Source organism: uncultured Roseobacter sp., from assembly GCF_947491795.1.
In the GTDB taxonomy this organism is placed as follows: Bacteria; Pseudomonadota; Alphaproteobacteria; order Rhodobacterales; family Rhodobacteraceae; genus Roseobacter.
The window spans coordinates 594,804-612,773 of sequence record NZ_CANLKW010000003.1 but is presented as its reverse complement, the minus strand read 5'-3'; the positions used below and the strand labels follow the sequence as shown (position 1 = coordinate 612,773).

General features: G+C 59.8%; 19 protein-coding genes. 8 read left to right on the top strand and 11 right to left on the bottom strand.

Annotated elements, in window-relative coordinates:
* Positions 1–45 precede the first annotated feature (45 nt).
* The 7 genes from Q1A34_RS14745 to hisD all read right to left on the bottom strand — a co-directional run bounded on the left by Q1A34_RS14745 (position 46) and on the right by hisD (position 7,629).
* Positions 46–1,641, bottom strand: a complete 1,596-nt coding sequence (locus tag Q1A34_RS14745; protein WP_300036705.1) for a gamma-glutamyltransferase family protein — start codon at positions 1,639–1,641, stop codon at positions 46–48.
* Positions 1,642–2,380: 739 nt separating this feature from the next.
* Positions 2,381–3,490 carry an alpha-hydroxy acid oxidase gene (locus Q1A34_RS14740; RefSeq protein WP_300035609.1) on the bottom strand — a complete coding sequence of 370 codons (1,110 nt, stop codon included), beginning with the start codon at positions 3,488–3,490 and terminating at the stop codon, positions 2,381–2,383.
* Between the two features lie 6 nt (positions 3,491–3,496).
* Positions 3,497–4,051: a sulfopyruvate decarboxylase subunit beta gene (comE, locus tag Q1A34_RS14735; protein ID WP_300035606.1), complete on the bottom strand. Its 555-nt coding sequence runs from the start codon at positions 4,049–4,051 to the stop codon at positions 3,497–3,499.
* Positions 4,048–4,554 carry a sulfopyruvate decarboxylase subunit alpha gene (gene comD / locus Q1A34_RS14730; RefSeq protein ID WP_298837398.1) on the bottom strand — a complete coding sequence of 169 codons (507 nt, stop codon included), beginning with the start codon at positions 4,552–4,554 and terminating at the stop codon, positions 4,048–4,050. Before comD ends, comE begins: the two co-directional genes overlap by 4 nt.
* 6 nt (positions 4,555–4,560) lie before the next feature.
* Positions 4,561–5,568, bottom strand: a complete 1,008-nt coding sequence (locus tag Q1A34_RS14725; RefSeq protein ID WP_300035602.1) for an alcohol dehydrogenase catalytic domain-containing protein — start codon at positions 5,566–5,568, stop codon at positions 4,561–4,563.
* Positions 5,565–6,317 (bottom strand): SDR family oxidoreductase, encoded by a 753-nt coding sequence (locus Q1A34_RS14720; RefSeq protein WP_300035599.1) that lies wholly within the window; start codon positions 6,315–6,317, stop codon positions 5,565–5,567. The genes Q1A34_RS14725 and Q1A34_RS14720 overlap by 4 nt, the downstream gene beginning before the upstream one ends.
* A 4-nt stretch (positions 6,318–6,321) precedes the next feature.
* On the bottom strand, positions 6,322–7,629 hold the full coding sequence (gene hisD / locus Q1A34_RS14715; RefSeq protein ID WP_300035596.1) for a histidinol dehydrogenase: 1,308 nt from the start codon (positions 7,627–7,629) through the stop codon (positions 6,322–6,324).
* A gap of 202 nt (positions 7,630–7,831) precedes the next feature.
* Here hisD and Q1A34_RS14710 point away from each other — a divergent pair, with 202 nt between their 5' ends.
* The 8 genes from Q1A34_RS14710 (at position 7,832) to Q1A34_RS14675 (ending at position 15,173) form a co-directional block, all read left to right on the top strand.
* Positions 7,832–8,845: a LacI family DNA-binding transcriptional regulator gene (locus Q1A34_RS14710; protein ID WP_300035593.1), complete on the top strand. Its 1,014-nt coding sequence runs from the start codon at positions 7,832–7,834 to the stop codon at positions 8,843–8,845.
* Positions 8,846–8,920: 75 nt separating this feature from the next.
* Positions 8,921–10,033: an S-(hydroxymethyl)glutathione dehydrogenase/class III alcohol dehydrogenase gene (locus tag Q1A34_RS14705; protein WP_300035472.1), complete on the top strand. Its 1,113-nt coding sequence runs from the start codon at positions 8,921–8,923 to the stop codon at positions 10,031–10,033.
* Between the two features lie 7 nt (positions 10,034–10,040).
* Positions 10,041–10,865, top strand: coding sequence for an S-formylglutathione hydrolase (gene fghA / locus Q1A34_RS14700; RefSeq protein WP_300036703.1), 825 nt, complete (start codon positions 10,041–10,043; stop codon positions 10,863–10,865).
* A gap of 21 nt (positions 10,866–10,886) precedes the next feature.
* Entirely contained in the window at positions 10,887–11,288 is a 402-nt protein-coding gene (locus Q1A34_RS14695) for a cytochrome c family protein (protein WP_300035590.1), read from the top strand.
* A 125-nt stretch (positions 11,289–11,413) separates the two neighbouring features.
* Complete coding sequence (locus Q1A34_RS14690; protein ID WP_300035587.1) at positions 11,414–13,213, top strand: methanol/ethanol family PQQ-dependent dehydrogenase; 1,800 nt, start codon at positions 11,414–11,416, stop codon at positions 13,211–13,213.
* A gap of 70 nt (positions 13,214–13,283) precedes the next feature.
* The gene (locus Q1A34_RS14685; RefSeq protein ID WP_300035584.1) at positions 13,284–13,790 is read left to right on the top strand and encodes a c-type cytochrome, methanol metabolism-related; all 507 of its coding nucleotides are present in this window, start codon (positions 13,284–13,286) and stop codon (positions 13,788–13,790) included.
* Complete coding sequence (locus tag Q1A34_RS14680) at positions 13,774–14,622, top strand: substrate-binding domain-containing protein (RefSeq protein WP_300036699.1); 849 nt, start codon at positions 13,774–13,776, stop codon at positions 14,620–14,622. The genes Q1A34_RS14685 and Q1A34_RS14680 overlap by 17 nt, the downstream gene beginning before the upstream one ends.
* Positions 14,619–15,173: a PQQ-dependent catabolism-associated CXXCW motif protein gene (locus Q1A34_RS14675; protein ID WP_300035581.1), complete on the top strand. Its 555-nt coding sequence runs from the start codon at positions 14,619–14,621 to the stop codon at positions 15,171–15,173. Before Q1A34_RS14680 ends, Q1A34_RS14675 begins: the two co-directional genes overlap by 4 nt.
* A 7-nt stretch (positions 15,174–15,180) precedes the next feature.
* On the opposite strand, the gene Q1A34_RS14670 is transcribed toward Q1A34_RS14675, so the two are convergent.
* Genes Q1A34_RS14670 through Q1A34_RS14655 form a run of 4 tightly spaced genes read right to left on the bottom strand, consistent with a single transcriptional unit; the run spans position 15,181 to position 17,942 of the window.
* A complete protein-coding gene (locus Q1A34_RS14670) occupies positions 15,181–15,993 on the bottom strand; it encodes a quinoprotein dehydrogenase-associated SoxYZ-like carrier (RefSeq protein WP_300035578.1) in 813 nt (270 codons plus the stop codon).
* The gene (locus Q1A34_RS14665) at positions 15,990–16,928 is read right to left on the bottom strand and encodes a YncE family protein (protein WP_300035575.1); all 939 of its coding nucleotides are present in this window, start codon (positions 16,926–16,928) and stop codon (positions 15,990–15,992) included. The genes Q1A34_RS14670 and Q1A34_RS14665 overlap by 4 nt, the downstream gene beginning before the upstream one ends.
* Positions 16,912–17,457, bottom strand: a complete 546-nt coding sequence (locus Q1A34_RS14660) for an SRPBCC family protein (protein WP_300035573.1) — start codon at positions 17,455–17,457, stop codon at positions 16,912–16,914. Before Q1A34_RS14660 ends, Q1A34_RS14665 begins: the two co-directional genes overlap by 17 nt.
* The gene (locus Q1A34_RS14655; RefSeq protein ID WP_300035570.1) at positions 17,454–17,942 is read right to left on the bottom strand and encodes a DUF3280 domain-containing protein; all 489 of its coding nucleotides are present in this window, start codon (positions 17,940–17,942) and stop codon (positions 17,454–17,456) included. Before Q1A34_RS14655 ends, Q1A34_RS14660 begins: the two co-directional genes overlap by 4 nt.
* Positions 17,943–17,970 lie beyond the last annotated feature (28 nt).

Sequence of the window (17,970 nt, the reverse complement as noted above, 5' to 3'; positions counted from 1 at the left end):
AGTCAATGCCTGAACACGCCCCGGAACTTCCGGGGCGTTTTCTTTTCAGAAACCTGCGGCAGCACCGTCTTTGCGCGGGTCAGACCCTGCGGCATACCCACCACCGGGTAAGCGACAGATCAGCTGTGCACCGCCAAATCCAAATGCATTGTCCGGCGTCTCAAGCGAAATCTCATGCCCGAGCACGCGCAGCGCGTCCAGAATGCGGTCTGGCATTGTGTCTTCAATCGCCACACCCAGAGCTTCCGTGACCCGCCAGCGCGGCGCGTCGACGGCCATCTGCGGGTCCTGTCCCCAGATCTGCGTCCGCAACACCATCTGAACATGCCCTTGCGCCTGCATTGGACCGCCCATCACGCCAAAACTCATCAGCGGACCGTCCGGACCCATCAGAAAGCCGGGGATAATCGTATGAAAAGGGCGCTTTCCCGGGCCCACGCAGTTCTGGCTTTCCGGGTCCAGCGAAAACCCGGCGCCACGGTTCTGCAAATGAATTCCTGTGCCGGGAACAGCCACGCCAGAGCCGAAGCCTGCATAGTTTGACTGGATAAACGACACCATCATGCCTGAGGCATCCGCCGCGGTCAGGTAAACCGTACTGCCGTGTTTCGGCGCTCCTGCACCGAAATCCTGTGCGCAGGTCGGATCGATCAGTTCAGCGCGCGAAGCCAGATAGCCGTCGTCCAACAGATGGGCAACGGTCGTGTCCGTCATATGTTCGATATCGCCAACAAAGGTTTCGACATCGGCGAGCGCCAGTTTCATGGCTTCGATCTGCAGATGAAAGGCCTGCGGATCATCGGCATCGAGGTCGCGGATGCTGCTGTGTTCCAGGATACCCAGACCCATCAGTGCAGCAATGCCCTGACCATTGGGGGGGATTTCGTGCAATTCGGTACCAGCAAAACGCCGGCTGATAGTGCCACACCAGTCAGCCCGGTGGGCCGCCATATCCGCCATCGACAGTGCAGCCCCGTGTTGTGCAGCAAAATCAGTGATGGCACGTGCCAGGTCACCCTCGTAAAACGCGCGGCCCCGGGTTTCCGCGATCTTGCGGAACGTCTCGGCCAGAGGCGCGTTCACAAAACGCTCTCCGGCTTGCGGTGCGCGCCCGTCCGGCAGGAATGTCCCGGCAAATCCGGGATATTCTGCCAGCTGATCAGCCGCGCGGGCCCAGAGTGTTGCGATTTTGGGCGATACCAGAAAACCCGTTTCTGCAAGGTGGATGGCGGGTTCAAAAAGATCGGCAAAAGGCAGTGATCCGAAACGCTCTGACACCGCGACCCAGCCAGAGACAGCTCCCGGTACGGTCACGCTGTCCCAGCCGTGAAAAGGCATCTGTTCAAGGCCCGCGAAACGCTCAGGCGTCCAGCCTCCCGGCGCGCGCCCTGACGCGTTCAGCCCGTGCAGGTCGCTGCCATCCCAGATAATCGCAAAGGCGTCAGAGCCGACGCCGTTACCGGTCGGTTCTACCAGTGTCAGGGTGATCGCAGCCGCAATCGCCGCGTCTGCCGCGTTGCCGCCCCGCGCGAGCATGGATAAACCTGCCTGTGCCGCAAGCGGCTGAGAAGTCGATACGATGTTGTCCGCCAGCACGGCGGACCGTCTTGAAGGATAATGATGAGCGTCGCGCAGTTTCATTTCAGGGCCTTCCGCAGGGAGCCAGTGCAGCATACTGTTCCGTCTGTTTCGGAAACACAGAAGATCACTGTCTCTTTGGTCTGTTGGTGGCGGGTGTCAAAGGAGTTCCGCCTCATATTTGGTGGTCACGCAAGTGCAGGTTAGACCACATGAGCATGACGGCAAGCCGTCAGGGTCAGAATGATCCGCATTCTTTTGATTTCTGGTCATCGCGGGCGCTCCGCTGGTCTGCATCGGGTAGATATCTGAGGATTACCACGCCTGTTTTCTGACCATGGGTTATTCTGGGCTGGTCTGGCATCATGGCTCGGGTGCACCGGTGTCGTCTGCCATCGAAAGATCCTGAATGAACCGGTTGTCGACCGCTGCGTTCCGGACGCATTCATTGCTCCGATTCTCGATTTTGGGTGCGCTTGGATTTAACATATCCAGGCCTGTAAGGCAGTGTGATCCTGAATGGCGGTGGCAATGATTTCTGGAAAATCGTGCCTGAGCTGTCTGCAACGGGTAGACAAATCGATTGATCTCCGCCGGTGGCAGTCACGGGGCAATTCCGCGGATGAGAACCCGGGCGCGGGCATTGGGTGAACGGATAATCCAGGTTGGATATCTGCACAGCCCGGGGTGTGGAGTGCTGCCTGGACCAAGGGGACGAGATGCACGCCCGTCTCGCGCGCAGGGCCGCTGATATGATCCGTCCTTCAACACAGCGAAGTCACGATGCGGGGCGCTGAGAAGATCAGAACCGCGCAGTCGCGTCCGGCATTCTGACGCGCCCCATCTGGGCAAGGGTAAGGCTCGCCTCATCGGTCAGGAGTTTCCAGAAAGCGTTCAGACCGTCCCGGCCACCGGCGGCGATCGCAAACTGCATCGCACGCCCGAAAAACACAAAATCCGCGCCCATCATGTAGGCTTTGACCACATCTTCGCCGGAGCGCAGGCCGGTGTCATAAAACAGCGGATACTCAGGGCCCAGAGCGTCCCGGATCGCCTTCAGGGCCAGGATCGGCGGCGGCGCGCTGTCCAGCTGACGGCCGCCGTGTGTTGATACCTGGATGGCGTCAACGCCCTCGTCGCGCAGACGCTCCGCATCTCCGACATGGGTCACGCCCTTGGCGACAAGATTACCATCCCACTGATCCCGAAGCCGTTTCAGAAATTCCCAGTCCGCACGCGCACGGCTTTCGGTGCGATCAAACGTAAACCCGGGCGTCTGAAAATTCGCCAGATCGGGCGCACCGGCCAGCAGGCTCGAGATGGACCACAGTGGATGAAGGGCAAAATCAATGAACTGTTTGGGGCCAATCCGAAACGGCATCTTGAAGCCGCGCCGTAACTCGCGCGGGCGCCGTCCGACTTCTGGCACGTCCAGCGTCATGATCAGCGTCTTGTACCCAGCGGCCTTGGCCCGCTCTACCAGTTTGGCTGTCCCGCTGCCATCACCTGAGAAATACAGCTGAAACCAGGCATGGCCCTCCGCTGTCTCAATCATCGTTTCCAGTGATGTGGAGGCGACTGTGGATACGCCACAGGGGACGCGATGTTTTGCGGCGATCCGCGCCAGCATCAGGTCTGCACCAGGCCCCGAGAGGTTGCACATGCCCATCGGGCTGATGCCGAATGGCACGGTGCCATCGTGATCAAAGACCTTTACGCCCAGATCGCGGTCCGAGACGTCAACCAGGACACGCGGGTCCAGCGCGATGTCGCGCAGAGCGGCCAGATTGCGGGCTTCTGCCACACCTTCTCCGGCCGCTCCGTCAATATAATCGAACACCATCCACGGCAGTCGCCTGCGGGCCAGCCGCCGCGCGTCTGCATAAGAGTGGATGGCGTTCGCCCCTCCCACGGGTTCTTATACCTTTACCGCTTCCATGAACCGGTGACGGATCACAACAGGGTCCATGGTGATGACGGGCAGCTTGATGTTGCCGCTTTCGCATTTGGCCACGATGATCGTCATCTGTTTGCTGTCGATCGCGGCCTGCAGGACGGCGCCCGTATCTTCAGCAGCACAGGTCACAACGTTTTCGCAGCCACAGGCTTTTGCAACATCCTCAAGCTTTGTCTTCTTGCCCGCATATGTCGGCTGGTCACCGGTCGAGCCATAAGAGCCGTTGTCGATGATCAGCAGGATGTAGTTGTCGGTCACGTTGTTTGCGATCGTCGGCAGGGTGCCAAAGTTCGTCAGGACCGAGCCGTCGCCGTCGATGGAAATGACTGTTTTGTCCTGCGCCATGGCAAGACCCAGACCGATGGAGGATGACAGGCCCATTGTGCCGAGCATGTAGAAGTTTTTGGCGTTGTCGTCGATCATGTGCAGCTCCTGGCTGGGCAGACCGATGTTGCAGACAACGAGTTGATCCCGAAGGATTGGTGCGATTTCGCGCAGGATATCAGAACGGATCATTGGTCTCCGTAGCCTCCCCAGAAGGACGCATCCGTCAGGATCGCCACAGGTTTGTTGGACATGAAGCAGTATTTCAGAATCTCGGGCAGTTCGGCCGCATCCGCTTCTTTGTGGAAGTGATACGTCGGGATCAGCATCTGGTTGAGCAGTGCCTTTGTGTGAACGGCCATCTCAACCTGACAGGATACCGGCTCACGCAGCTCACCCCGGTAAGAGATCAGCATTGGCAGTGGCATGCGGTAAAACTGGGTCAGCGTTGCCAGTGTGTTGATGGTCACACCGATTGCAGTGTTCTGCATGATGATGGCTGGTTTTTTGCCGCCCATAAAGGCACCTGCGCACAGGCCCATGCCTTCGTCTTCTTTGTTGGACGGGACGTGGTGTATCTCGGGGCGCGCTTCGACTTCGTCGATAACGCCTGCGAGCTGTTTACAGGGCACTGTGGTGATGAATTCAACGCCTTCGGCGACGAAATCGTCCACAATTTTGGAACTGATGGACACGTTTGATTACTCCTCGTGTTCGGGGATCAGAATGATTTTCGGTGCAGCAACTGCACCGGAACGAATATCTCGGAACGCCTGCTGGCCATCGGCCAGAGGGCGGGTTTCAATCCAGTCGAGCGCCCCAAGACGCCCGTCAAAGATGGCAGCGGCTGTGTAGCGGAAATCTTCAGCAGTATAGGTGTAGGTGCCAATGAATGTGATTTCCTGCAGTGTCATCCGGCGGACATCGAGCCCCCCGGTATCTTCGCCAAGACCGATGTGTGTGATTACACCGCCGGGCTTTGCCAGCGCGCAGGCAGCGGCACGTGTCGCAGCATAGCCTACGCCGTCGACAATCAGATCGGCAGTTCCGGCGGCAGGTCCGCTGGGATCATCTGGCGCAAAGACACTGAAGCCTTCGACACCTGCAAGACGGTCGCGCCGAAGATCGTTTGGCTCGATCAGAGAAATGTCTGTTGCACCCTGCGCGCGCAGCGATAAGGCCGCACCAACACCGATTGCACCGCCGCCGATAACAACGCATCTGCGACTGATCAGATCGCCACCGAGCACATCGCGGCCAAGCCGCACGGCATGCCATCCGCAGGCAATCGGTTCGGCCAGAGCCGCATGCCGCAGATCAACCCCTGTGGGCACGCTTACCAGATTGCGTTCCGGCATGACGACGTATCCGGCAAACGCGCCTTCACGTGGTGGCATGGAAATAATCTGGCGGTTAGGGCAAAGGTTTTCCTTGCCGGACAAACAGGCGTTGCAGGTCTGGCAGGCAACAAGTGGATTGATTGTGACTGTGTCCCCGTCACGCGGTCCGCCTACTATTGTACCGGCAGCTTCATGACCGAGCGTGAGAGGGGCAGGGCGGCGCGCATCATGCCCCAGAAAGGCATGCATGTCGGACCCGCAGATGCCAGACGCCATAATGCGGATCAGGTGTTCGCCAGCACCCGCAGTGGGCATCGGGCGATCCTGATAGGTCAGTTCCTCAACATCTGTGTATACAAGTGCTTTCATTTTGCGGTGAACCCCCCGTCCACAAAGAGTACCTGGCCCGTCACATAGTCAGAGGCGGGGGCACAGAAAAACATCAGCGGGCCATCCAGGTCGCTTGGCTCTCCGTTACGTCCGATACATGTCTGGTCTGCGTTGCGCTGCGCGAGAGCAGCATCGGCAAAAACCGGCCCGGTCAGTTCTGTACGGAAAAACCCGGGTGCGAGGGCATTGGCTGTTATGCCATCGGCGGACCAGGCCTCTGCCATGGCGCGGGTCATCTGTTCGACGCCGCCCTTGGACGCACCATATGTGATACCGTTCGCAAAGGCGCGGCGCGACTGAAGCGAGGCAAAATTGATGATACGCCCCCAGCCGCGTTCTTTCATTGCGGGCACCATGGCCTGTGCCAGAAAAAACGGTGCTGCCAGGTTCAGGTTCAGGGTGACGTCCCAGCCTTCTGCTGTAACATCATCTGCATTCTGGCGGGTGTTAATGCCCGCAGCATTGATAAGAATGTCCGGCGCACCAAAAGGCTCTGCCGCAGCGGCTGCAATAGTGCCAAGGGCGTGACGATCCGAGAGATCACCGGTGATACAGGCTGTCTCGCCTCCGGCTTCCCCGGCCCAGGTGGCCAGGGCGTCGACGCGGCGTGCGACACCGACGACTTTTGCCCCGGCTTCCGCGAGCAGGATCCCGGCCTGACGGCCGAGCCCGCTGCTGGCACCGGTCACACAGACCACCCTGCCGCTGACATCAAACAGCCCGTTCATCGGCTCAGTCTGCCGCAGACAGGTCGAAGTTTTCCTGTGGGAAATACTTGTGCAGCCTTGCGTCCGCCGTGCGGGCGTGCCCTTCCATGCCTTCCAGACGGGAAATCCGCGCTGTTGCCTCTGCGACCGGTTTTGCGCCATCGCGTGTTGCACGCTGCCAGGTCACAATCTTCATGTATTTGTGCACGGACAGGCCACCGGTGTATTTCGCCGACTGCGACGTCGGCAGAACGTGGTTTGTTCCCGACGCTTTGTCGCCAAAGGCAACGGTGGTTTCTTCACCAAGGAAGAGGGAGCCATAGCACTGCAGGCGTTCCAGCCACCAGGGCAGGTCCTCGGCCTGAACAGTCAGGTGTTCAGGGGCATAATCGTCTGAACAGGCGGCCATTTCTTCGCGGTCTGCGCAGACGATAACTTCTGCATAGTCGCGCCAGGCGGCTTCGGCGTTTGCGCGGTTCAGTTCTGGCAGATCGGCAATGAGCCCCGGCACCGTTTCCATGACCTTTTCCGCAAGGGCCCGGTCGTCCGTAACCAGCCAGACCGGCGAGTTATATCCATGTTCGGCCTGGCCCACCAGGTCGGTGGCCACGATGAACGGATCTGCTGTTTTGTCTGCCAGGATCAGGCTGTCTGTGGGGCCGGCGATCATGTCGATGCCGACCCGGCCAAACAGAATGCGTTTTGCCTCTGCAACAAACTGGTTGCCAGGGCCCACAAGAATGTCCGCTTTGGGCAGGTCAAAAAGACCGAATGTCATGGCCGCAACGCCCTGAACACCACCCATGGACAGAATTTTGTCCGCACCGCAAAGATGTGCCGCATAAACAATAGCAGGAGCGATACCAACGTCCGGACGCGGGGGCGAACAGGCGGTGATGTGCTGGCAGCCGGCAACCTTCGCGGTTGTCACGGTCATGATCGCGCTGGCGATGTGGCTGTAGCGTCCACCGGGCACATAACAGCCGGCGGCCCGCACGGGGATGGCTTTCTGACCCGCGATCAGCCCGGGAACAACTTCCAGCTCCACGTCTGTCATTGTTGATTTCTGCACTTCGGCAAAGCGGCGCACGTTGTCGTGGGCAAATGCGATGTCGTCCTTGAGCTTTTGGGAAACCTGGCTGGCTGCCGCGTCGATTTCATCGGCCGTAAGGATCACGTTGCCTTTGTATTTGTCGAATTTCTCAGCGTATCTGAGGGCGGCTTCGTTTCCACCAGCTTCGATATCAGCGAGAATTCCCTGAACGGTTTCGCGGACGTCACCTGCGTCCGTCATCGCTGTCTTGGTTGCTTTTTTCAGATAATCACGTGCCATGTGCGCACCTCCCGGGTCATGCTGTGTTCGGGAGCTGGCCCAAAAAGTCCTTGTCCGGACGTATCGGGGATTCTCCTGATCTGATGTCTCGTGTAAGCGCTTGCATCGATCAATGCAAGCGCTTACACACATCGGTGTTAACTTTTTTGTAAGCCGCCCGGCCAGCGTGTTCCGGAAACCGGGCAAAATACGGATCGATCGAATGTCTGCGCCAAAACTGGAAGATGTTGCACGCCTGGCCGGTGTGTCCACGGCAAGCATATCGCGTGCGCTTAACTCACCGGAGAAAGTCGCGCCGGAGACCCGTGCCCGTATCGAACAGGCAGTTGAAAACCTCGGGTATACGCCGAATTTCGGGGGCCGCGCTCTGGCCTCCGGGCGTGCGAACACAGTGGGCGCAGTCATCCCTTCTATGGCCAACGCGATGTTTGCCAACGCACTGCAGGCCTTTCAGGAAGCACTGTCCGAGACCGGGGTCAATCTGCTTGTGGCGACAACGGGGTTTGATCCGGACCAGGAAATGGCGGCGATTAAATCGCTGGTCGCACATGGTGCCGGCGGTCTGATGCTGATCGGGAACGAGCGTCCGGCAGCAACCTGGGCGTTTCTGGACAAACGCCGTGTTGCTCACATTGTTGCCTGGTGCGACGTTGCCCGTCCAGGGTCGCGGTTTGTGGGGTTCAGCAACAAAGATGCCGCGGCGGACGCCACAAGACGGGCGCTTGCTCTGGGACACCGGCGTATCGCCGTGATCAGCGGTCGGGTTGCAGGCAATGACCGGGCACGCGCCCGGCTTGACGGTGTCCGGGACGCAGTAAACGGATGGGGTGACCACGCGCGGATCACCCATGTCGCCGAGGCCCCTTATCTGCTGGATGACGGCGGGCGCGCGTTTTCAGAAATCATGGCGCAGCGGGAAAAACCGACAGTCGTACTGTGTGGTAATGACGTTCTGGCTGCCGGCGCTATGACAGAGGCGCGTTCGATGGGGCTCAGTCTGCCGGCTGATATGTCTTTCGTTGGTTTCGATGACATCGGGCTTGCGCGCGTGGTACATCCTGCGCTGACGACGGTGCGTGTGCCTCAGATTGAGATTGGTCAGGCCGCAGCCCGGCTGTTGTTGAATGGAGTGAATGGTCCCGGGACCGAACCATCGGTGATGCTGGAGACAGAGTTTGTTGATCGCCAGTCTCTGACCGCACCCTGTCTGCCCTGACCTCTGAGACTTGACATCGCAGCGCTCTGTCTTTCTGAGTTGAACCGTCATATTCAGCGAAAGGACCCCGCCATGATGAGAACGCGCGCCGCAGTTGCTGTTGAGGCTGGGAAGCCTCTGGAGATCATGGAAGTGAACCTGGAGGGTCCGCGGGCGGGCGAGGTTCTGGTTGAGATCAGGGCGACGGGTCTGTGTCACACAGATGAGTTCACGCGCTCGGGCGATGATCCCGAAGGCATTTTTCCGGCGATCCTGGGCCATGAGGGCGCGGGCGTTGTGATTGAGGTGGGCGAGGGGGTCACGGGCCTGGAAGTGGGCGACCATGTGATCCCGCTCTACACGCCGGAATGCCGCGAGTGTGACTATTGCCTGAACCCCAAAACCAACCTCTGCCAGAAGGTGCGCGCGACGCAAGGGCAGGGGCTGTTGCCCGATGGCTCCACGCGGTTTTCGATGCTCGATGGGACGCCCATTCACCACTATATGGGCTGCTCGACCTTTGCCAATCACACGGTGGTGCCCGAGATCGCGCTGGCGAAAGTCCGCAAGGACGCGCCCTTTGACAAGATCTGCTACATCGGCTGCGGCGTGACCACGGGCATCGGGGCGGTGATCAACACCGCCAAGGTCGAGATCGGCTCGACGGCGGCCGTGTTCGGTCTGGGCGGCATCGGTCTGAACGTGATCCAGGGGCTGCGGATGGCCGGCGCGGATCAGATCATCGGCGTCGATCTGAATGACGACAAAGAGAAAATGGGCCGCCATTTCGGCATGACGCATTTTGTGAACCCTTCGAAAGTGGAGGGCGACATGGTCGCGCATCTGGTGGAGCTGTCAGGCGGGGGCTGTGACTATACCTTTGATGCCACGGGCAATGTGAACGTGATGCGCACCGCACTTGAGGCCGCGCACAAGGGCTGGGGCGAGAGCATCATCATCGGGGTTGCCCCTGCGGGCGCCGAGATCGCGACGCGGCCTTTCCAGCTGGTCACCGGCCGGGTCTGGCGCGGCACGGCCTTTGGCGGTGCCAAGGGGCGCACGGATGTGCCGAAAATCGTCGACTGGTACATGGACGGCAAGATCGAGATCGACCCGATGATCACCCATAAACTGACCCTGGACGAGATCAACCACGGGTTCGACCTGATGCACCAGGGTAAATCCATCCGCGCTGTTGTGGAGTTTTGAGGTGACGCTGGAGCTGGTATCGGAAAACCGGAGTTTCGGAGGACGCCAGAAGGTGTTCAGACATCCTTCCAATACCTGCGGATGCGAAATGACCTTTGCGGTCTACCTGCCACCGCAGGCCTCTGACAATCCGGTACCGCTGCTGTGGTATCTGTCGGGTCTGACCTGCACCCACGAAAACGCCATGTTCAAAGGTGGATTTCAGGAGCATGCCTCCCGGCACGGTCTGGCCGTTATCTATCCCGATACCTCACCGCGGGGCGCAGGGGTCACGGATGATGAAGCCTATGATCTGGGCCAGGGCGCAGGGTTTTACGTTAATGCGACCCGTGATCCCTGGAAGCGGCATTTCCGCATGTATGACTACATCCTGAACGAGCTGCGCGGGGTGGTGATGGACAATCTGCCCGTTCAGAACCGTCACGGGATCACCGGCCATTCCATGGGCGGGCACGGAGCGATCACACTGGCGCTGCGCAATGCGGACCTGTTCGACTCGCTCTCGGCTTTTGCGCCGATCGCGCACCCGACCCAGTCCGACTGGGGCCGCAAACAGCTGAGCGCCTATCTGGGCGATGACGAGTCGACCTGGACAGAGCACGACGCCACGCTGTTGCTGGAAGAGTTCGGGTGGAAAAGTGACCTGCTGGTGGATCAGGGCGCGGACGATCAGTTCCTTGACCTGCTCAAGCCCGAAGCGCTGGCCGATATGATGGCGCGCCGCCGCCAGCCGGGACAGGTGCGTATGCAGGAGGGGTATGACCACTCCTATTTTTTCGTGAACACTTTCGCCCGTGACCATGTGGAATGGCACGCCGAGCGACTGAACTGACAGGATACAGAGGATATATCTATGCTGAAACGAGTACTTGCCGCGTCCGGTCTGCTGCTGTTGCCGACACTGGCTTTTGCAGACGGCCATATCACCGGTGACGCGGCTGCGGGCGAAAAGGTCTTTCGTAAATGCAAGGCCTGTCACGCCGTGGGCGAGGGGGCCGAAAACAAGGTCGGTCCGGTGCTCAATGGCATTATCGACCGGCCCATCGCCTCTGCCGATGGCTTTAAGTACTCCGATGTTCTGGTCGGCCTGGCCGAAGAGGGCAAGACCTGGACGCCCGAAGAACTGGCGGCCTTTCTTGAAAAACCGCGTTCCTATGCAAAGGGCACAAAGATGAGCTTTGCCGGACTGCGCAAGGAAGACGACCGCATGAACGTGATTGCATATCTGGCGACCTTCCCTGCGGACGGGTCGTAATTCGAGTTTTTCTTTGCGGGATGGCAACAGAACCGGCCCGCAATGAAAAAGACCTGGCGTTTGGCCCAAAGGGGGGCCAGGGGCCGTTTTCGCGGCAATTCCGCCGCATTTAGGGAGGCACTACTATGAAAAAGCTTTTGCTTTTGACCTCCGGGATCGCGCTTTGCGCCGGCATGGCTACCGCAAATGACGATCTCGTGTCCCAGATGGGTGATTCCACGCAATGGGCAATTCAAACCGGTGATTACAAGAACCACCGTTACTCTGCGCTTGACCAGATCAACGCGGAAAATGTGGGCGATCTGCAGGTGGCCTGGACGTTCTCGACGGGCGTTCTGCGTGGCCACGAAGGCTCGCCCCTCGTGGTTGATGACGTGATGTATGTGCACACGCCATTCCCGAATATTGTTTACGCGCTTGATCTCCAGAACGAAGGCAAGATCATCTGGAAATATGAGCCCAAGCAGGATCCGGACGTTATCCCGGTGATGTGCTGTGACACCGTGAACCGCGGTGTGGCCTATGCCGACGGCAAGATCTTCCTGCATCAGGCCGATACCAAACTTGTGGCACTGGATGCCAAATCCGGTGACGTGGTCTGGGAAGCTGTCAACGGTGATCCGGCAATCGGTGAAACCAACACAGCCACAGTCCTGCCGGTGAAAGACAAGGTGATTGTTGGCATCTCGGGCGGTGAATTCGGTGTCCGCGGCCATACAACGGCCTATGACATGAACAGCGGCGAGCTTGTCTGGCGGGCCTATTCCATGGGTCCGGACAGTGACATCCTGGCGGATCCGGAAAACACGACGCACCTGGGCAAGCCGGTTGGCGCAGATTCAGGCACGAACACCTGGGAAGGTGATCAGTGGATGATCGGGGGCGGCACCACATGGGGCTGGTTCTCTGCAGATCTGGACGAGAACCTGTTCTATTACGGCACAGGCAACCCCTCGACCTGGAACCCTGCTCAGCGTCCGGGTGACAACCGCTGGTCCATGACGCTCATGGCGCGTGACATCGACACGGGCGTGGCCAAGTGGTTCTACCAGATGACCCCGCATGACGAGTGGGATTATGACGGTATCAACGAGAACATCCTGACCGAGCAGTCGATCGACGGTGAAGAGCGCAAGCTGCTGACCCACTTTGATCGTAACGGTCTGGGCTATACGCTGGACCGTGTATCGGGTGAGCTTCTGGTTGCCGAGAAATACGACCCCGTCGTGAACTGGACCACCGGCGTCGACATGGATCCGAATTCGGATACATACGGTCGTCCTGCTGTTGTGGCGCAGTACTCCACTGCCCAGAACGGTGAAGACGTCAACACCACCGGCGTCTGTCCGGCAGCACTTGGCACCAAGGACCAGCAGCCTGCGGCCTACAGCCCGAAAACGGAAATGTTCTACGTGCCGACAAACCACGTCTGCATGGATTACGAGCCGTTCCGGGTCTCCTATACCGCCGGTCAGCCCTATGTGGGTGCGACCCTGTCGATGTATCCTGCCCCTGACAGCCATGGCGGCATGGGCAACTTCATCGCATGGGACAACATCAACGGTGAGATCAAGTGGTCGATCCCCGAGAAGTTCTCGGTCTGGTCCGGCGCACTTGCCACAGCCGGTGACGTGGTCTTCTACGGCACGCTCGAAGGTCATCTGAAAGCGGTCAGCGCTGACACGGGTGAGGAGCTTTACCGCTTCAAAACACCATCGGGTATCATCGGCAACGTGATGACCTACGAGTCCAACGGCAAACAGTACATCGGCATCCTGTCGGGTGTCGGCGGCTGGGCCGGTATTGGTCTCGCAGCTGGTCTGACCAATCCCAACGACGGTCTGGGTGCTGTGGGCGGCTATGCAGCCCTGAGCGACTACACCGCGCTGGGGGGACAGCTGACAGTCTTTGCACTGCCAGACTGATCGCCTGGTCTGAAATGATGGTTGGCGCGGCCTTTCGGGGTCGCGCTTTCCCAACCAAAGGGGTGAGAGAATGAAAACGGTAAACCTGATTGCGACGAGCCTGATCGCGGCCCTGCCACTGGCGGCGCTGGCAGAGAGCCCTGTCGACCCAAAGCTTTATGAGGCAGCTTACAGCGAGGACGGGCGGTACTATACCGATGACGATGTCCCCACCTTTAATATTCAGGAAGACGGCACAGTCGACTGGCTGACGTTTTCCGGCTTTCGCCGCTACCATGCGGAATGCCACGTCTGCCACGGCCCTGATGGCGAAGGCTCGACCTATGCGCCTGCGGTCAAGAATTCCTCGATCAGCCTGGGATATGACGGCTTTTTCGAGGTGGTCGTCAATGGCCGCAAAAACGGAAATTCTGTGATGCCGCACTTTGGCGACAACCGGAATGTGATGTGTTACCTCGACGATATTTACGTCTACCTGAAGGCGCGCGGGCTCGATGTCCTGCCCCGGGGACGTCCTGCCAAAAAAGAAGCGAAATCAGATATCATTCGCGAGGATGAAGATGCCTGCATGGGCTGAAAATCTGAGGCATCTCTTTGTTCTGTGTCTGCTGGGTCTCTCCCTGGCGGGGTCCGGCTCATCCGCCCAGACGTCTGACCTTGTGTCGTCCTCTGCGCTGCGGGTCTGCGCGGACCCCGCAAATTATCCCATGTCCACAAAGGAAGGGACCGGGTTCGAGAACCATCTGGCCGATATGGTCGGAGGCAAGCTGGAGCTGCCGGTGCAATACACCTGGTATCCGATGGCCACCGGTTTTATCCGCAACACGCTGACCGCCAAGAAATGCGATGTGGTCATGGGCTATGCGCAGGGGCACGAACTGGTTCTGAACACCAACCACTATTTCACCTCAGTCTACACGCTGATTGTGCCAAAAGACAGTGATCTGGCGGGGGTGACAACGCTGACGGATCCGGCGCTGAAGGGTAAGCGGATCGGCATCATTGCGGGCACACCACCATCAGCGCATCTGGCGCGCAACGGCCTGATTGCACGCTCAAAGGTCTATAACCTGGTTGTGGACCGGCGGTATCAGTCCCCCGCAAACGATATGCTCGATGATCTTGTGGCGGGTGAGACGCAGGCGGCGATCCTCTGGGGGCCTCTGGGCGGTCCGCTTGTCAAATCCGGGTATCCCGGTCTCAGGGTCATCCCGCTGGTCGGCGAAGAGCGACCGCCGCGTTTGTTTTTCCGGATCACCATGGGTGTCCGGCAGGGCGAAAAGGTCTGGCAGCGCCAGCTCAATTCGCTGATCCGGCGCAATCAGGATGAAATCAACACGCTGCTTGTCGAGGCCGGAGTGCCCCTGACCACGGACCTTGGCACAGAGGTGCTGGAGATCTCAAAGTGATCCGGGCGCTGGTGGCAGCTTTGTTTCTGCTGCCCCTGCCTGCCCTGTCGCAAACCGTTCCCGAACCGGGTGACTACCGGATGGATCATTACCGTGCGCCGGTGCCGGATGCGATTACCGGCGGCACTGTCGTGGGGCCTGAACAGGCCTTTGAGATGTGGGAGGCCGGCGGCGCCGGTTTCATCGACGTTATGCCGCAGCCGCCCAAACCGGCCAATCTGCCCAAAGGCACGATCTGGCGTGACAAGCCGCGTTATACCATTCCTGGTGCTGTCTGGCTGCCCAATGTGGGATACGGTGCCATTGCGGATGTCACGGCTGACTACTTTCGCGCCGGACTGGAGAAAGCCAGCGGGGGCAATCCGGACCACCCGCTCGTCTTCTTTTGTCTCGAGGATTGCTGGATGAGCTGGAACGCCGCAAGACGCGCGCTCGAATGGGGCTATACGTCCGTTTTCTGGCTGCCCGAGGGCACCGATGGCTGGCAGCTCTGGGATTATCCGGTCGCGAAAACGGACCCCGAGGCAGGGCAGCCGCAAACCGGCAACTGACGCAGGCTCAGAACCCCGGCAGCGTTTTGTGAGCAGTCGCAATGGTCCCGTCGGTATCGGTCATGGTGACATCCACCGATTGCGTGCGACGCGGCACAGACAATCCGACGCGCGGGTTTTCAGACAGCGAGATCGAGCCTGTCATCTCCACAAAGCCCGCGCCGTCCAGATCAACGTCGACCGTCTCGACATAGCGCAGCGGGATGAACAGCAGCGATATCTGATCCATCTGCATGCCCGAATGGGACGGGTGCGAAATGTCCAGGTCCATGCGGCTCAGCCGCGCGGCGAGGCTTTGCAGCTTGCCGTCGCCGACACCGGGCAGGTCGCCCGCAACGTCGATCTGCATCTGGCCCAGCGTGGCGAGAGCCGCTTCAGGGTCCGTGCCCGGCGGTGCGGCACAGGCCCCCTGACCGGACGTTTTGACCATCTGTTCAGAGACAAAAACCCGGCCATCGGTGGTTTCGGCGATGACATGCATGGGCGTGGGGCCGTTGATGCGCATGGTCACGTCAAAATAAAAGGTGGTCTGCGGCTCTTCCAGCGCAAAAACCGCAGAAACCGGCATCGGGTTTTCATCCAGCACCAGCGTCACTTTGGACACGGCCGTGCCTTTGGGGGCGACAATCTGTGCCGCCAGTTCCGTGCGGGCGTCCTCATAGGTCCGGTAGGGCGCGTCGATGGCGATCACGTTGCGGCCATCCAGCAGCCCGCGCTCACCATAAAGCTGCGTTCTGACAGACTCCCAGGCTTCACCCGCAGCAAAGGCGGGCAGGGCGGTCGCGCAGAGCAAAGCTGCAGCCAGGGTCATTCGTGTCATTGCTGTTCTCCCAGAATGAAAGCGCCAAAGGCGCGCGGGCCGTCACAGGTTTCCACGTCTTCTATCACAGATTGCGTGCCTGCGTCGATGATTGTGACGGTGTTGTCGAACCAGTTGGCCAGAACGATCCGGCTCTGATCGGGCGTAGCGTCAATCCCTTCGGGATATTCACCAACGCTCAGGGTTTTGGTGACGGTGAGCGTCTCCAGATCGATCACACTGACCGTGCCGTCATACTGGTTGGTGACAAAGGCATGGCCCTGCGCAAAAGCCACACCATAAGGGCGGTCGCCGACCGGGATGGTGGCAAGGACCACGCCGGTCGCGGGGTCGGCCACGGTCACGTCATTGGTGCCGACATTCGCGACGAACAGCCGCCCGTCGGGTGCAAAGGACAACCCGAAAGGCCGCGTGCCGACGGAAATGCGGTGCAGCGGCTCGAGGGTCTGCGCATCAAAAACACTGGCCTGATCCGCTTCTTTGTCGGCAGAGGCCAGAAACCGGCCATCCGGCGACAGGGCCAGCCCGGCGGGCGCGGCCCCGACCACCAGCTGCTGCAGGACGGTCAGATCCGGCGCCGCCAGCACCCAGATCCGCGCGCTGTACCAATCAGACACAAAGAGCCGGTTGCGCGCCGGATCAAGGGCGATGCCAACCGGGCCGCCCTCCAGCGTTTTCGCGGCCTCGACGGTGCCTGTGCCGGGATGCATCCGCTGCACTGTCTTGCTGTCGGCCGAGACGGTAAAGACCGCCTCTGCGGAAACGGCAACACCCGCAGGCTTGCCCGGCAGCTGCCAGCGCGCTGTTTCCTGCCCCGCGGACAGATCAATGACGCTGAGCGCATCGCCGGTCTGGCAGGTCACATAGGCGGTATCCGCCATCACAGGCATCGCGACACAGGCCGCGACGCTGATGAGCTCAGGAACCCGGCGCACCAAATCTTTCAACCAGTGCATCCAGCCCCGCCTGATACACACCGCTGACTGCGGCGATCGCGGCCTCGTCGTTCAGTTCGGGGGGCGGATCGTTGTTGGGATAGCCGCGGTAGAACGCGCCGCGCCATTCAATCTGCGCGCCACCATCGTCGCGCGGTTTGACCGTCAGATGCGAGGAATAGTTCGTGACCGGCAGCACCTCGACCAGAACATCGGTGATCCGGTAGGAATAGCTCATCTTTTCGGCGTTGTATTTGTAGAGGATTTCCGAAATCGTTGGCCCGCCTTCTGCGCCGAGCGTCAGCACCCGCGTGGCGTCGATCTCGTTGCCGTTTTCGCCCGCATTGGCAAAGACCGCCGGGTGCCAGGACATATCCTGGAAATCGCCTATGACCGCCCAGACCGCGTCAGGCGACGCGCCGACCTCTGCCGTCAGGGTGATTTTCTGCCGTGTCGGGCCATGGGCGAGCGCCAGTCCCGGCATTGCCAGTGCCAGACAAGCCGCGCCCAAAAGTGTTCTGCGTTTCATTTCGCCTCCTTCGTGAAAATCCGGTTGTTCAGAATGTAGCGCATGCCGCGGCGCCAGGTGTCGTCGGTGTTGCCCCGGATGTCGACAACGCCGCCCCGGACCAGATCGCCTGTCCCCGCGCTGCGCAGTTGCAGGTTCATGGCGATGATCAGGTCAGAGGTTTTCTGCACCTCGCCCACCAGCGAGAAATCAGCGCCGAGTTTCTGCGCGATACGGCTGTCGCAGCCATAGCATTTGGCCAGATTGACATAGCGGTCAATGTCGCCCGCCGCCGGTTGCAGATCGACGAAAGCATAGCCTTCGGCCGCAAACCGCTCTGCGACCATGGTATTGAGCATCTCCAGCCGCGCCTGCTCTGCCGGGTCCTGGCCCAGTTCGGTGGTCTGCAGGGAACTGTCCAGCAGAAAGATGCCAAAGAACGCCACTTTGTCTTCGGCCTGAGCAGCGGCTGAAGTCAGCAGAAATATAAGCAATATCAGCCGCATATGGTCATTCTTAAAAAATAAGATTCGT

What these genes read in the sequence shown, in the direction of transcription:
- Q1A34_RS14745 (WP_300036705.1), bottom strand. Translation starts at nt 1,641, where the DNA reads ATGAAACTGCGCGACGCTCATCATTATCCTTCAAGACGGTCCGCCGTG.
- comE (WP_300035606.1), bottom strand. Translation starts at nt 4,051, where the DNA reads ATGATCCGTTCTGATATCCTGCGCGAAATCGCACCAATCCTTCGGGAT.
- Q1A34_RS14725 (WP_300035602.1), bottom strand. Translation starts at nt 5,568, where the DNA reads ATGAAAGCACTTGTATACACAGATGTTGAGGAACTGACCTATCAGGAT.
- Q1A34_RS14720 (WP_300035599.1), bottom strand. Translation starts at nt 6,317, where the DNA reads ATGAACGGGCTGTTTGATGTCAGCGGCAGGGTGGTCTGTGTGACCGGT.
- hisD (WP_300035596.1), bottom strand. Translation starts at nt 7,629, where the DNA reads ATGGCACGTGATTATCTGAAAAAAGCAACCAAGACAGCGATGACGGAC.
- Q1A34_RS14710 (WP_300035593.1), top strand. Translation starts at nt 7,832, where the DNA reads ATGTCTGCGCCAAAACTGGAAGATGTTGCACGCCTGGCCGGTGTGTCC.
- Q1A34_RS14705 (WP_300035472.1), top strand. Translation starts at nt 8,921, where the DNA reads ATGAGAACGCGCGCCGCAGTTGCTGTTGAGGCTGGGAAGCCTCTGGAG.
- Q1A34_RS14695 (WP_300035590.1), top strand. Translation starts at nt 10,887, where the DNA reads ATGCTGAAACGAGTACTTGCCGCGTCCGGTCTGCTGCTGTTGCCGACA.
- Q1A34_RS14690 (WP_300035587.1), top strand. Translation starts at nt 11,414, where the DNA reads ATGAAAAAGCTTTTGCTTTTGACCTCCGGGATCGCGCTTTGCGCCGGC.
- Q1A34_RS14685 (WP_300035584.1), top strand. Translation starts at nt 13,284, where the DNA reads ATGAAAACGGTAAACCTGATTGCGACGAGCCTGATCGCGGCCCTGCCA.
- Q1A34_RS14680 (WP_300036699.1), top strand. Translation starts at nt 13,774, where the DNA reads ATGCCTGCATGGGCTGAAAATCTGAGGCATCTCTTTGTTCTGTGTCTG.
- Q1A34_RS14670 (WP_300035578.1), bottom strand. Translation starts at nt 15,993, where the DNA reads ATGACACGAATGACCCTGGCTGCAGCTTTGCTCTGCGCGACCGCCCTG.
- Q1A34_RS14660 (WP_300035573.1), bottom strand. Translation starts at nt 17,457, where the DNA reads ATGAAACGCAGAACACTTTTGGGCGCGGCTTGTCTGGCACTGGCAATG.
- Q1A34_RS14655 (WP_300035570.1), bottom strand. Translation starts at nt 17,942, where the DNA reads ATGCGGCTGATATTGCTTATATTTCTGCTGACTTCAGCCGCTGCTCAG.